This window comes from Mycolicibacterium holsaticum DSM 44478 = JCM 12374 (genome assembly GCF_019645835.1).
GTDB lineage: Bacteria > Actinomycetota > Actinomycetes > Mycobacteriales > Mycobacteriaceae > Mycobacterium > Mycobacterium holsaticum.
The window spans coordinates 830,928-845,423 of record NZ_CP080998.1 but is presented as its reverse complement, the minus strand read 5'-3'; the positions used below and the strand labels follow the sequence as shown (position 1 = coordinate 845,423).

The 14,496-nt window shown below is 67.0% G+C and carries 10 protein-coding genes; 7 read left to right on the top strand and 3 right to left on the bottom strand.

Annotated elements, in window-relative coordinates:
- The first annotated feature begins 101 nt into the window (after positions 1 to 101).
- From K3U96_RS04200 to K3U96_RS04185, 4 genes are all read left to right on the top strand, one after another.
- The gene (locus tag K3U96_RS04200) at positions 102 to 3,272 is read left to right on the top strand and encodes an ATP-binding protein (RefSeq protein ID WP_220692165.1); all 3,171 of its coding nucleotides are present in this window, start codon (positions 102 to 104) and stop codon (positions 3,270 to 3,272) included.
- A gap of 6 nt (positions 3,273 to 3,278) precedes the next feature.
- Entirely contained in the window at positions 3,279 to 5,186 is a 1,908-nt protein-coding gene (locus K3U96_RS04195; RefSeq protein ID WP_220692164.1) for an AAA family ATPase, read from the top strand.
- Positions 5,183 to 5,683 (top strand): hypothetical protein, encoded by a 501-nt coding sequence (locus K3U96_RS27200; RefSeq protein ID WP_220692163.1) that lies wholly within the window; start codon positions 5,183 to 5,185, stop codon positions 5,681 to 5,683. The genes K3U96_RS04195 and K3U96_RS27200 overlap by 4 nt, the downstream gene beginning before the upstream one ends.
- A 78-nt stretch (positions 5,684 to 5,761) precedes the next feature.
- Positions 5,762 to 9,292, top strand: a complete 3,531-nt coding sequence (locus K3U96_RS04185; protein ID WP_220692162.1) for a cadherin-like domain-containing protein — start codon at positions 5,762 to 5,764, stop codon at positions 9,290 to 9,292.
- On the opposite strand, the gene K3U96_RS04180 is transcribed toward K3U96_RS04185, so the two are convergent.
- Positions 9,289 to 11,865, bottom strand: coding sequence for a helix-turn-helix transcriptional regulator (locus K3U96_RS04180; protein WP_220693388.1), 2,577 nt, complete (start codon positions 11,863 to 11,865; stop codon positions 9,289 to 9,291). The two genes, K3U96_RS04185 and K3U96_RS04180, sit on opposite strands and share 4 nt — an antisense overlap.
- Positions 11,866 to 11,953: 88 nt before the next feature.
- On the bottom strand, positions 11,954 to 12,397 hold the full coding sequence (locus tag K3U96_RS04175) for an SRPBCC family protein (RefSeq protein ID WP_220692161.1): 444 nt from the start codon (positions 12,395 to 12,397) through the stop codon (positions 11,954 to 11,956).
- Between the two features lie 61 nt (positions 12,398 to 12,458).
- Between K3U96_RS04175 and K3U96_RS04170 the strand changes: the two genes are divergently transcribed.
- Genes K3U96_RS04170 through K3U96_RS04160 form a run of 3 tightly spaced genes read left to right on the top strand, consistent with a single transcriptional unit; the run spans position 12,459 to position 13,470 of the window.
- A complete protein-coding gene (locus K3U96_RS04170) occupies positions 12,459 to 12,902 on the top strand; it encodes a nuclear transport factor 2 family protein (RefSeq protein WP_069404294.1) in 444 nt (147 codons plus the stop codon).
- 39 nt (positions 12,903 to 12,941) lie between these two features.
- The gene (locus K3U96_RS04165; RefSeq protein ID WP_069404295.1) at positions 12,942 to 13,289 is read left to right on the top strand and encodes a UBP-type zinc finger domain-containing protein; all 348 of its coding nucleotides are present in this window, start codon (positions 12,942 to 12,944) and stop codon (positions 13,287 to 13,289) included.
- Between the two features lie 19 nt (positions 13,290 to 13,308).
- Entirely contained in the window at positions 13,309 to 13,470 is a 162-nt protein-coding gene (locus tag K3U96_RS04160) for a hypothetical protein (RefSeq protein ID WP_164890149.1), read from the top strand.
- On the opposite strand, the gene K3U96_RS04155 is transcribed toward K3U96_RS04160, so the two are convergent.
- Positions 13,467 to 14,447, bottom strand: a complete 981-nt coding sequence (locus tag K3U96_RS04155; RefSeq protein WP_220692160.1) for an NAD-dependent epimerase/dehydratase family protein — start codon at positions 14,445 to 14,447, stop codon at positions 13,467 to 13,469. The two genes, K3U96_RS04160 and K3U96_RS04155, sit on opposite strands and share 4 nt — an antisense overlap.
- Positions 14,448 to 14,496 lie beyond the last annotated feature (49 nt).

Below are 14,496 nucleotides of genomic sequence, written 5' to 3'. Positions count from 1 at the left end.
CGAAGCAACGTAACGCCAAAGATGTCACTTCGCCGGTGCCGAGGTCCTACGCTGGGCCGATAACCCAGCCAGTTGAGGCCACCGCGTCCGCGGAGAACACCTTGGCACCGACAACACAGGTTTGCCGGTCTTGTGGAGCCGCGCCTCACGCAGGCGCCCGGTTCTGCCACCGGTGCGGGTCACAGGTCGCGACGTCTACCGATCCGGCGGAATACAAACAGGTGACGGTGCTCTTCGCCGACGTCGTGCGATCGATGGGCATCGCCGCGGTGCTGGACCTCGAACGGTTGCGCGAGGTGATGACCGACCTGGTCGAGCGATCGGCAACGGTGGTGCATCATTACGGCGGCAGCGTGGAATACACCGGCGACGGCGTGATGGCGATGTTCGGCGCCCCGATCGCATTGGAAGACCACGCTTTTCGCGCATGCGTCGCCGCGCTGGCCATTCAGGAAGAGGCGAGCCGGCTGGCGGCCGAAGTGCACGCCCGCGATGGTGTCGCGCTGCAGTTGCGGGTCGGCCTGAACTCCGGGCGGGTGATCGCCGGTGAGATCGGCTCGGGATCGTTGGGATACGCCGCGACCGGTGAATCGGTCGGTTTCGCGCAGCGGATGGAATCGGTGGCACCGCCGGGCGCAGTGCTGCTGTCGGAATCGACCGCCCGGCTGGTCGAACATCTTGTGGTCCTTGCCGAACCGGAATTCGTGCACATCAAAGGGACCGACGAACCGGTGCGGGCGCGCCGGCTTCTGGAGATCAGTGTGCGGGCCGGTCCGGTCGGTCGCGCCGAAGTGGGTTTCGTCGGCCGCCGCTGGGAGTTGGCGGTCCTGGACGCCCTGCTGGGCTGCACTGTCGACGGCCGCGGCGGTGTGGTCAATGTGGTGGGACCCGCAGGTATCGGTAAGAGCCGGGTGGCGCGCGAGACCGTAGCACGTGCGGCGAGTCGCGGGGTACGGGTGTTCTGGACGTTCTGCGAATCACACGCCAGCGACATTCCCTTCTATGCCGTGGCCCGCCTGCTGCGCGAGAGCACCGGTGTCACCGGACTCGACGACGAAGCCGCCCGCAGGCAGCTTCGGATCCGGTTGCCCGGCGCCGACCCGCAGGATCTGCTGCTGCTCGACGACCTGCTCGGCATCGCCGACCGCGAAGTGCCGCTACCTTCGATCGACCCGGACGCGCGGCGGCGCCGGCTGACCGCCCTGATCAACACCGCGTCGCTGACGGACACCGAACCGACGCTTTACATCATCGAGGACGCGCATTGGATGGATGCGGTCAGCGAGTCGATGCTGGCCGATTTCCTGAGCGTCATTGCGCGCACCTCGTCGATGGTGCTGATCACCGCCCGGCCAGAATATCGCGGAACACTGACCCAAGTGCCTGGAGCGCAGACGATAGCGCTTGCCCCCCTCACTGATTCGGATACCGCCGTGCTGCTCGAAGAGCTGCTCGGGTCAGATGTTTCGGTCAGCGAGCTGGCGACCATCATCACCGAGCGGGCGGCAGGCAATCCCTTCTTCGCCGAGGAGATGGTGCGTGAGTTGATCCAGCGCGGGGCGCTCACCCCTGGGCGCGACGGTTACGTCTGTGGAGCGGATATCGGTGAGCTGACCGTGCCCGCCACCGTGCAGGCCGCCATCGAGGCCCGCATCGACCGGCTCAGCGTCCCGGCTAAACAGACCCTCTACGCGGCGTCGGTGATCGGCACTCGCTTCGAACAGCGGCTGGTTGCTGCGCTGGGCGTCGATGCCCTGTTCGACGAACTTCTCGGCGCCGAACTGATCGATCAGGTGCGGTTCACCGCCGACGCCGAGTTCGCCTTCCGCCATCCGTTGATCCGGACGGTGGCCTACGAATCCCAGTTGAAATCGGATCGCGCCGAATGGCATCGGCGGCTGGCCACCGCAATCCAAGAATCCGAGCCGGATTCGGTGGAAGACAACGCGGCGCTGATCGCCGAACATCTGCAGGCCGCCGGCGACCTACGCACCGCCTACGGCTGGCACATGCGAGCAGCCACGTCATCGGCCACCCGCGACGTCAGCGCGGCCCGGGTCAGCTGGGAACGCGCACGTCGCATCGCCGACGCACTGCCCGACGACGGCCCCGAAGGATTTTCGATGCGCATCGCCCCGCGGACGATGTTGTGTGCCACCGACTGGGCAGCCCCAGCGGTCGAGGAAAGCCAGGGTCGCTTCGCGGAGATGTGCGAGTTGTGCAGCGCAGCCGGGGACAAGGTTTCGCTGGCCATCGCCATGACTGGGCGGGCCGGTGAGCTGCTGTACGCGGGGCGCCCGGGTGAGGGGTCGCAGCTGGCATCCGAACAGATGGCGCTGCTCGAGTCGATCGGCGATCCGACCTTGACCATCGGGTTGTCGTTCGTCGCGTTCGTCAACTGGTTCAACGTCGGCAGATTCGCCGAGATCTTGCGGTGGTCGCAGACCATCATCGACTTGGCTGCCGGCGACGCCGCCAAAGGGGCGGGCTTTGGTATGGGATCACCGTTGGCGATCGCGGTGGCATTTCGCGGCCTCAGCCGATGGTGGCTGGGGCGTCCCGGATGGCGGCAGGACCTGAACGACGCTCTCGCGATGGGCCGAAACAGCGACCCCACAACCTTCGGCTTCGTCGTCGCCTGGACCTACGGTCTGGCGATACCTTACGGCGTCCTTCGGGCCGACGACTCCACGAAACGCACGGTCGAGGAGACGGTGCAGATCGCTGATGCGGCCGGCAACGACGGCGCACTGAGCGGAGCCCAGTTCAACCTGGGCGCCGTGCTGCTGTATCGGGACGCCGAGGCCGACCGTCGTCGCGGGCTGGCGATGATGACGCACGCCCACGATGTGTTGATGCCTCAGCGTGTGCCCTCGCTGGTCCCGGTCGCCAAGGTGTTAACAGCCCGGGAAAGGGCCAGGCGCGGCGACCGCGATGCCGCAATACCGGTAATGCGCCAAGCCGCGGACGAACTGCACCGGGCAGGCCGGTTCGGATGGGACGTTCTCGGCAGCGGCCTTCTGGTGGAGACCCTGCTGGAGCGTAGCTCCGAGCGGGACCTGACCGAAGCCAAAGAGACGATCGACCGGTTGACGAACGCGCAGGCCGATCAACGATGGGCGATACTAGAGATCACGCTGTTGCGGCTGCGCACCTTGTTGGCGCGAAAACTCGGTGACCATGACGCCTACCGCGACTTGGCGAGCCGCTACCGCGCGACGGCGGAATCACTTGGCTACGAAGGCCATATCGCAATGGCTCGAGCGACGTGAGGCCCGATGACGACGGATGTGGCATGCAGATCATGCGGGACCGAACTCAGGCAGAGCGCCAAGTTCTGTGACGAATGCGGTTCCGCGGCCACGGTTTCGGCTGATGCGGCGAAGTACAAGCAAGTGACGGTGTTGTTCGCCGACGTGGTGCGGTCCATGGATATCGCGGCTGCACTGGACGTGGAGCGGTTACGCGAAATCATGGCCGAGCTGGTGCAGCGCTCTGCCGCGGTGGTGCAGCGCTACGGCGGCGGCAGCGTCGAGTACACCGGTGATGGCGTGATGGCGATCTTCGGCGCACCAGTTGCCTTGGAAGACCATGCGTTTCGTGCATGTTTGGCGGCGCTGGGGATCCAGGAAGAGGCGAAGCGGTTGGCGAATGAAGTGCAACGCCGTGACGGCGTGGCGCTGCGGCTGCGGGTCGGCCTCAACTCGGGTCGGGTGATCGCCGGCGCGCTTGGCGGTTCCGGGGCGCCGCGGTACGCAGCGATCGGCGAACCGGTCGGATTTGCGCAGCGGATGGAATCGGTGGCGCCAGCGGGCGGGGTGATGCTGTCGGATTCCACCGCCCGCCTGGTCGAACACCTGGTGGTGCTTGCCGAACCGGAATTCGTGCACATCAAGGGCGCCGACGAACCGGTGCAGACACGCCGGCTGTTGGAGATCAGCTTGCGCGACGGCCTGGTCGGCCGCGACGAAGTCGATCTGGTCGGTCGCCGCTGGGAGTTGGCGGCTCTGGGCGCGCTTCTGGGCTGCACCATCGACGGGCGCGGCGTGGTCAACGTCGCGGGACCGCCCGGTATCGGTAAGAGCCGAGTGGCCCGCGAGACCGCAGCGCTCGCGGCAAGCCGCGGCGTGCAGGTGTTCTGGGCGTTCTGCGAATCCCACGCCAGCGATATTCCGTTCTATGCCGTGGCGCGGCTGTTGCGCGCCAGCAGCGGGGTGTCCGGCCTCGACGGTGAAGCCGCCCGCGCGCAGCTTCGGATCCGGTTACCCGACGCCGACCCGCAGGATCTGCTGCTGCTCGACGACCTGCTCGGCATCGCCGACCGCGAAGTGCCGCTGCCCCCGATCGACCCGGACGCGCGGCGACGCCGGCTGACCGCCCTGATCAACACCGCGTCGCTGACGACCACCGAACCGACGCTCTACATCATCGAAGACGCCCACTGGATGGATGCGGTCAGCGAGTCGATGCTCGCCGACTTCCTGACCGTCATTCCGCGGTCACCCGCGATGGTGCTGATCACCGCCCGGCCCGAATATCGCGGAACGCTGACCCAAGTGCCTGGAGCGCAGACGATAGCGCTTGCCCCCCTTACTGATTCGGATACCGTCGCGCTGCTCGAAGAGCTGCTCGGGTCGGACGTTTCGGTCGCTGACCTGGCGAGGGTCATCGCCGAGCGGGTCGCGGGCAATCCGTTCTTCGCCGAGGAGATGGTGCGTGAGTTGGGCCAGCGCGGCGTACTGGCCGGCGAATCGGGAAAGTACGTTTGTCGCGCGGACGCCGCCCACGTCGCGGTGCCTCCGACAGTCCAATCGGCCATCGAGGCACGCATCGACCGGCTCGACACCGCTGCCAAGCGGACCTTGAACGCGGCGGCCGTCATCGGTGCGCGCTTCGAGGCGGAGTTGCTCACGGCGTTGGGGATCGACCCGGTGGTCGACGAACTGCTGAGCGCGGAGTTGATCGATCAGGTGCGGTTCACTCCGCACGCGGAATACGCCTTCCGCCACCCGTTGATCCGGGCGGTGGCCTACGAATCGCAGCTGAAATCGGATCGCTCTGAATGGCACCGGCGCCTGGCCGCCGCGATACAAGACCGCGACCCGGACTCGGTGGAGGAGAACGCCTCGCTGATCGCCGAGCACCTGCAGGCCGCTCACGAACTGCCCGCGGCCAGAGGCTTTTGACCGAGATCAGCGACATCTTCGAGCGGCGGGGACACAACCTGGGCGAGTTACCGATCGTCAACGTCTATCTGGCGCGTGAGGCGGCCCGGCGCGGAAACCCCGACGAGGCGATACCGCTCCTTCGCGCCGCCGTCGACCATCTCTTCCGCGAGGGACGGCTGCTGGTGTGGACGGTCGCGGCAACAGCGGTGCTGACCGAAACCCTGCTCGGCCGCGACGCCGACGGCGACGTGGCCGAGGCGCAGGCGCTGATCGAACGGTTGGCCGCGGCACCCGCCGGAGACGGTGCAGCGATGCGGGACATCTGGCTGCTGCGACTGCATACGCTGCTGGCTCGGGCTACCAGTGACGCCGAGACGTATGCGCGTCTGCGCGAGCGTTATCGCGTGACGGCCGAGTCACTCGGCTTCGAAGGGCACATCGCCTGGGCCGAGGTGTTGGCCGAAACCGGTCTCTCGCCGGACCCGCCTACGTGGTCGCAGCCGAAGCCCGCGTAATTGCAGTGGTGCACTACTGAGGCCGTCGCGTCTGCGTACCGCCACGATCTCCCACAGGCGCGAACTGGGGAGGTTGTCATGAAGGCATCACGTGTCATCGGACGTGTCGGCGGTTTGGCGGTGGCGCTCGGGGTGGGCGCGGCGGTGTCGCTGGCCGGCCCCGCGGCGGCGTGGGCCGACGATTCCGGGTCCACCACTTCGGGTGAGACGGCTACCAGCGCGACGGACACCGGCCGGACCGACGACACCGCGGCTGCCCAAGACGGCTCTGCCAGCACCACCACGACAACCACGGACAACGAACAGACCGCAACCACCGACGCCGACGCCGAAAGTTCGGCCGAACCCGTCGAACATCACACCTCGACGCCGATGGGCGAGTTGGTGCGGCGGATGCCGCGGGGACTGGTCATCGCCACCGGTGGTGCACACACCTCGAAGCCGGGCCGCAAGGGCGCGGCGCTCAACGACGTCACTGACGAATCAGCCACGGTGACAAAGGAACCGGCAGGTCGATCGGCCTGGCAGGAGAGGAGGCTCGAGGTGGCGGGTTCACAGGGCGAGGACGCTGACGCGACCGCGGTGGTGCGACGGGCGCAACGTTCGTGGCAGGAGATCTCGCCACCCCAGCCGGACACCGCCGCCGCAGACGACCCGGCCCCGGCCGTTGTCGAGAAGAACCCCGTGACATTCGAGACGACCACGCTTGCCGCAGCGCCCGTCGAGGTTGAGACGCAGAAGATCTCGACCCCCGCCACGGAGCCGACCCAACCTCCCAACACGTTGGGCGCGGTTGTGCTGGCCGCGTTGGCCCGGGTGGGCGGGGCTCCGCAGGCACCCGAGGATCCGCTGACACCGGCGAACTCGCCGTTCGAACTGGCGCTGCTGGCCCTCGGTGCCCGGCCACGCCCCTTCGGCCCGTCGGCCAACGGCGTAAGCGCCGTCGATTCGGCGGTGATCACCGCGACCGCGGCACCTCGGTTTGTGAACAAGCCGTCGATACCGGTCGGTGTCAACCCCACCGGCGTGGTGATCAGCACGGATGGTCGGATGTTCGTGGCCAACACCGGCAGCGGCACCGTGTCGGTCATCGACACCGCAACCGGCCAACGGATCGACGCTGCCCCGAACTCGTCATCGTCGATGGACATCCGGGTGGGGTCCGCACCGAGCGCCTTGGCGCTGAGCCCCGATAACACGCGGTTGTATGTGGCCAACACCGGCAGCGGCACGGTGTCGGTGATCGACACCACCACCTACGTGCGTGTCGACGCCAACCCGAGCGTCTTGTCGATGGACATCAGGGTCGGAATCGCGCCAAGCGCGCTGGCCTTCGGTTCCGACGGTCGGCTGTACGTGGCCAACCGCGCCGGCAAGAGCGTGTCGGTGATCGACACCACCACCAACAGCCTGGTCGACACCAACCCGAACGCGCGCGGAGTGCAGTCGATTTCGGTGGGCTCCTCACCGAGCGCGCTGGCGGCCGGCCCCGACGGCAGGGTCTATGTCGCCAACCGCGGCAGCAACTCGGTGTCGGTGATCAACACGACGAACTTCAGCGTCACCAAGACCGTCGCCGTCGGAAAGCAACCGTCCAGCGTGGCACTCGGCGCCGACGGCAAGTTGTTTGTCGTCAACCAGGGCAGCAACACGGTTTCGGTGATCGACACCGCTACCGACACCGTTGTCGACGTCAACCCCAACGCCGCTGGGGTGAACCATGTTTCGGTTGGGCCCTCGCCCAGCTCGGTGGCGTTGAGCCCCGACGGCCGATTTGCCTACGTCACCAACACGAACGACACCATCTCGGTGATCGACACCGCCGCCTACGCCGTCGTCGGCACCGAAGCGATCGACACCGACCGCATCGGTGCGCACGTTGTCGCCGTCGGCGCCGACGGCACCGTCTACGTCACCGACGCCGCCGACCGCACCGTGCGCGTCCTGGCCCACCAGGGCAACACCGCACCCAGGGCCGACACACCTACCGTCGGCACGCCCGACACCACCACAGGCGCGGTCAGCGGAGCACTGAACTTCACCGACCCCGACGGAGACCCCCTGTCGTACAGCGTGACTCAACCCACCAGCGGTACCGTCACCATCACTCCGACCGGCGCCTACACGTACACCCCCACCCAAGCGGCACGAGAACAGGCCACGCAAACCCCGGGCCGGGATTCCGCCACATTCGTCGTCAACGCCAGCGACGGCGAAGCCACCGCAACCGTTACCGTCACCGTGCCCGTCGCACCGCTCAGCGCCGAGCCGGGTGGGCCCCCCATCGACGTCTCCTTGCCCGGCACACTGTCAGGCACCTTCGCGAACACCGACGGCACCCACGCCGTCATCACCTCGTATGCCATCGACGAGGACGGCAGCGAAACCACATGGGCCGCCGTGGTCAACCTCGTCACCGGCGACCAGATCGGCACCACGATCACCTTGCCGGGCTCTCAGGCGGGCACAGTCGTGACCAACGACGGCACCCGGGCTTTGATCGTGACCTACGACGCCGATGCGACCCGGGGCGTAATGATCGATCTGGCCAACGGGACCCAGGCGGGCCCCACGATCACGCTGACCGACAGGCTCACCTCCGTTGAGTTGAGCCCTGACGGTAGCCGCGCTCTACTGGGCGGTGTAACCATAGACGAGAACACCGGGGTCCACACCAACCGCATAGCGGTCATCGATCTCGCGACCGGCTCCCAGAAGGGAACCACCGTCACATACACCGGCGACCTATCCCTCATTCTTCCGGTTACCGCCAACGCAGACCATGTTCTGCTCAGCATCAACTTTTACGATGGCCGAACAAGCACGAATACGCTGCGGGTCATCGTGATCGACAGCACCACCGGCGCCCAAATCGGCGCCGGCCTGGAACTGACCGGTCACCAGTCACTGGGCGCGGCTCTGATAAGCCCCGACGGAAGCCGCGCCGTGTTCTCCACGAGCCACGTCACCAGCACCGCCAACACCACTTCGGTGGCGGTGATCAACACCGCCACCGGCAATCAAGTCGGCACTACGCTGACGTTCAGCGGCTACGGCTATATGCAAATGAGCGACGATGGCAGCCGGGTTGTCGTTGCGACGATCACGTCGACCAACACGCCGGACCTCAAAACTCAAGTGGCGGTTTTGGATACGGCTGCCGGCAGCGCCGTGCGCACCACCCTCTCCGGCGGGGTGTGGCGAGAACCGGTATTCACCGCCGACGGCACCCGCGTATTGGTCAAGACCGTCGTCTACAGACTGTTCGGTGGCGGCCAAGCCACCCGACTCACGGTTCTTGACACGAGGACCGGTAGGCCGATCAACCTGGCCCTCACCGTGGCCGGGTCGCCGATCTCGGAAGTATCGACCCCGGACGGCACCAGGGCGGTGATCGTGACCTGGACGCTTGAGAACGACTTCACATCCACCTATCGGGTGGCGGCGATCAACACCATCACCGGCAGGCAGGTCGGCACCACCCTCACATTCACCGGGGGCAGCGCGGGCCTACCGCCTACGGCCGAACTGAGCGCCGACGGTAGCGAGGCCCTGATCACCACGTTCATCGACGGCGTCCCCGAGGTGACAGTGCTGCGGATTGTCTAGCGCTCGTCGAGATTGCGACGCGGCAGGAGGGTGGCCAGTTCGTCGCGGCTGGCCGTCCCGGTCTTCATCATGGCCCGGTAGATATGGCTCTCGACCGTGCGAACGGACAGCGTCAGCCGTTCGGCGATCGCCCGATTGGGCAGCCCCTCACCGACAAGCATCACGATCTCCGCTTCCCGATCAGTCAGCGGCAGCGCTTCTGAGGCCTGGCGAAGCGCCGGGGTTCTGATGCCGTATTGAGCCGCGAGTGATTCCGCTCGCGCCGAGGATCCCAGTGCCGACCCGCGTTTGTCCTGCCGTCGGTACGCCAGCGTGGCATGGGCAGCCGCGTCAACCGCGGCGACGTGGTCACCCATGCGTTCAAACTCCCCTGACAGTGAGGCCAGTTGAGCCGCATCGCCGTCGCCCAAGGCCGCGGCGAACCGTGCCGCCAGAGCCGCTCTCGGACCATCGACCATCGACTCGAGCTGATGCAACCGCGCGGCACCGGTGCGGTCCCCGAACTGCACCGCGGTCTGCAGACAATGCACCTCGGCGCCGAACTGTCCCTTCGCCGAACATCGTTCGGCTGCTGCCAACATGTCGGCGATGGCTTCGCTGACAGCGCCCTGGCCGGCGGCCACCCACGCCCGCGCGAGAGTCCGCTCGAAGTCCAGCGGCCGAAACCGGCGTGACACATTGTCCACCGCGGCAAGCGCGGCTGCCGCCTCCGCCGTCGATCCGCGCATCGCCAGCGCGATCGCCAGAGGAATGCGGTAGCGGTAACCCCAACCACGAGGATGCGATACGGACAGTCCTGCGACCGCGTACTCCAGCAACGAACAAGCGCTCGCCAGATCCCCCGCACCGAGCGCCGCCCGACCGGCGATGGCAGCACCGAGCAGTTGCGCGGCCCCAGGCAGATCAGCCGCCTGCTGCCGGGCGCGCTCGGCCACCTCGCGCGCCCGGCCCACGTCACCGGCCAGCATCAACGCGCTGACTTCCGCATCGGCGATGTTGAACCTCATGTGCGGAGCATCCAGCGTCCGGGCGGCGACGGCATGGCCCGCTTCAGCAGTCGAAACTGCCTCGTCGGCACGACCCGCGTCGGCTGAGATCTGCGTCAGGACCCACGACACCTCGGCACCGACAACGGGGATATCCTCCAGCGCAAGCTGTTTGGATACCTCGATCGCCTTGTCCGGCTGATCCATCGCAAACCAGTAGACCGTGACAAAGGCGTCGATATAGGCGCGCCCATCTGCAAGTGAGCTGCCAACGGCCTCATCGATCAACTCCTTGGCCCGTGCGGGATCGCCCAACGCCCACAATGTGTTCGAGCACCTCAGGAACGCCAGTTTGGCGCGGTCGCGGCCAGTGAGCTGATCGGCGCGTATTCCGGCAAGCACCGACTCTGCGTCCTCGCCGCGGCCCAACCATGACAAGGCATGCGCGCGAACAAAATTGGGCTCAGCACCCGCCCCTTCCTTGATCGCAGCCTCCGCAAGCCGATCCGCCAAGGCCAATTCTCCCAACCACACGGCGCCGTACGCCGCTTTCACCAGCAGCGTCGTGTCCGGAGCGAGGTCGGATTCGAGGCTCAACGTCGCACGGCGCACGACGCCTCGGATGTCGTCAGGATCGGTTGAGGCGGCGAGTTCCGTTGCGACAAGTCCGCGTAACCGTCGCAGCCGGCTCAGAGGCGCCCGCCCGCGGCGCACCTCGCCGTACAACGGATGCGCCAGCCGCGCTTCGATGCCGTCGCCTGCGACCTCGAGCGTGACAAGGCCTCGGGTTTCGGCATCTTCGACGGCGACAGCATCGGTGATCCGCGCCAACGCAGCGAGTTCGAGGGGTTCCCCGACAGCGAGGATGTCGATGACGTCGCTGACCGCAGCGGGAAGGGCTCCGATGCGGGACTCGAGCAGTTCGACCAGTCCCGGAGGCATGACAGGATCACCGGTCCAGCGCCAGCGCTCGTTCTCCCGGACGAGCCGACCGCCCGCCACTTCCTGCTCGACGATGTTCTTCAGATACAACACATTGCCGCGGGTCAGCTGCCACAGTCGTTGTGCGGAGTCGGGATCCACCGGTCCCGCCAGCGTCGTCGCCAACAACGCGGTCGTTTCGTCGAGCGTCAGTTGTTCCAGATCAATCCGGTCGAACCGGTTCTTCGTCCATATCTCCTGAATCCCAGGAGGAATCGATTCCCCGTCTCGAACTGTGAAAATCACTTTCGCCGCGTCGCGCTGCACGATCTGATGCACGACAAAGGTCGACAGGTCATCGAGCAGGTACACGTCGTCGACGCCCAGAACCACCGGGGCGCTGTCCGATGTGGCGGTCAGCGACTCGATCACCCCACGCAGCAGCGCGAAGGTGTCGGCGACATCCGACGGAGCCCACGCCGTGAAGGCACCGAGCGGTATCGCCCGTGCCGACGCCGCACCGCCGGTCCAGCGCGTCTCATATCCGTGTGAGGCAGCGGCCGACAACGCCTCGCGGGCGATCCGGCTTTTCCCTGCGCCCTCCGGTCCGCAGATGAGTACACCCGAGACGTCCGGCGCCGAGATGGCCGCCTCGATGGCGAGCATCTGCTTCGTGCGGCCGACCAGCGGCCAGGTCAACTCCACTTAGCGAGCCTAGAAGCGGCCAAACCACTTCGCGCCGTATTTCTCGACTTCAGCCGCCCTTCTTTACCTTGAGAACCTGCTTGCGCAGCCCGTCGGTGGCCGTCTCCATGGCGCCCTTGATGGCGCGTTTGAGGACGAACCCGGGTAGCGGCACCGCCAGGTCGATGCTGATGTCGAACCGGACCTTGGTCTTGTCGCCGTCGGGGGTCAGCGTGTACTTGGCGTCCTGGGCCTTCAACTGTCCCGCCGAGATCAGCGTCCAGCTGGCGCTGGTATCGGTCCAGGTGTACTCGACCACCTGTTCGTCGGCGATGCCCGCCGACTTGACCTTCATCTTCACCCGACGCGGCCTGCCGTCGTCGTAGGACTCCATAACCTCGGCGCCTTGATGCTGCGAGGACCAGGTCGACGTCGCTTCGACGTCGGCGATGACGTCGAGAATCTCCTCGGGACTCGCCTCGATCACGATCTCACGGGAATCGCTGGTAGCCATGGCGTGACGATAATCGCGCCGCTGGGCCACCGGGCGGCTTTGGACCGCTTACGGTCGGGGCATGGAGATGTGGGAATTGGTGGCGCGCGAGCGGATCAGAGACACGCTTGCCCGGTACAACTGGTCCGGCGACGCGATGCGGCTCGACGACCTCGCGGCGGCGTTCTGCGAGGACGGCGAGCTGGAGTTGCGGGGCGCGAAGCCGGTGCGCGGCCGGCGCGCCATCGTCGACTTCCTCGGCGGCGCCGTCGCCGTCCCCAAAGCGGCGGCCGAGGCTTCCAGCATGAAGCGCATCGTGCGGCACAACGCGGCGAACATCCGCTTCACCGAAGTGACGCGGCAACAGGTGCGGGTTGCATGCTACTTCACCGTTTTCACCGAGGTCGGGCTCGACCATTTCGGCCGCTACCGTGACGAGTTCGTACCCGTCGACGGGGACTGGTTGATTCGCCATCGCTTTGTCTCCACCGACTGGAGCGCACCGAACTCGACGATGGCGCGCTGATGCGCGGCGCAACGGCGGGCGATCGGTTAGTTTGCGACCATGGACGTCGATCCCACTGTTCTGCCGAGCGGTACGGGCTGCGTCGAGTGTGACGCCGTGGGCGGCTGGTGGGTGCATCTACGCCGCTGCGCGGCCTGCGGTCACATCGGCTGCTGTGACGACTCGCTGGGCCAACACGCCACCGCGCATTGGCGCGACACCGGCCATCCGGTCATTCGGTCTTTCGAACCCGGCGAGGACTGGTTCTGGAGCTACGCCACGGACGACTACTACGACGGCCCGCGGCTTGCTCCACCCGATTGCCACCCAGCCGAACAACCCGTCCCCGGACCGCGCGGCAGGGTGCCCAAAGACTGGATGAAGCGGCTGCAGAGTCGCGGGCGCTGACTTTGGGTACTCCGCGGGCATGAAGAAGGACAGCCCCGACACCGTGGAATCCAACAAGGGCCCGGCGGACGCCGACGACGACGTGCTCAGCGATCCCGCGAAGGGTTCTGAGGATCGGTCCGACTGGTCCGATGAAGGCGGCGCCACCCCCAGCGGGCCCGCCGAGGACACCGAGAGCTAGAGCGAGGCCGACAGCGCCGACAATGTTTCGGCGGCAGTGTGTTTGGGCGTCCAGCCCAGCTGGGATTTCGCCTTGGAGGTGTCCATCACCACCGACGTACGGCCGACGTGCAGCCACTCCAGCGCAGACGGCACGAACGGCAACCGGGCGATCACCCCCGACGCCGTCGACGCGGCGACGTGGGGCACCCGCACCGGCCGGGCGCCCAGCGCTGCGGCCATCTGCGAGACGGACAACACCCCGTCGCCTGCGATGTTGTAGGCGCCCGGCGGCGCAGAGGTGGTGGCGGCCAGCGCGATTGCGCTCGCGACATCGTCGTGGTGAACCAGCTGCAAGGGTGTTCCCGGGTCGGGAAATGGCGGCTTCAGCAACGGCAGCGCCTGCGAGATCCGTTTGACCGGGCCGGGTAACTGGTTCCACGGCATCGCCTCGGCCAGCGCGGGGGCCTTCGGGCCCGCGACGATGCAGGGCCTGAGCACATAGACCTCGAGATCGGATCCGGCGGTGACCTCGGCCAGCAGGGCTTCGCACGCGGCCTTCTGCTCGGAGTAGTAATGCTCGGGCGAACCGCGCGGCGGTACGTCCTCGGTGATGGGGACCGGGTTGTCGGAGTGATAGCCGTAGGCGGCGACCGACGAGGTGTACACCAGCCGTCGCGGCCGCTGCGCCGCGATGGTGGCCTCGAACACGTTGCGGGTGCCCTCGATGTTGACCTGGGCACTCTGTGACCGCGAGCCCATGATGATGAACGCCAGGTGGATGACGACGTCGGCGTCTGCGACCAGCGCGTCGACGGCGCCGCGGTCCAGGATGTCGCCCTGCTGATAGCGGGTCTTGGTCCAGCCGTGTGCCGCGGGGTCGAACGGGCGCCGCGCCATCCCGACGATCCGCTCGACATCGGGGTGGGCTTCCAGCGCCTCGACCGCCGAGAGCCCGATGTCCCCCGTCGGTCCGGTGACGGCCACCGTCAGCGCCATGCCGGAAGGCGTTCCCCGCCGGGGCGAATCCGAAACGGCCGCCGCCGCG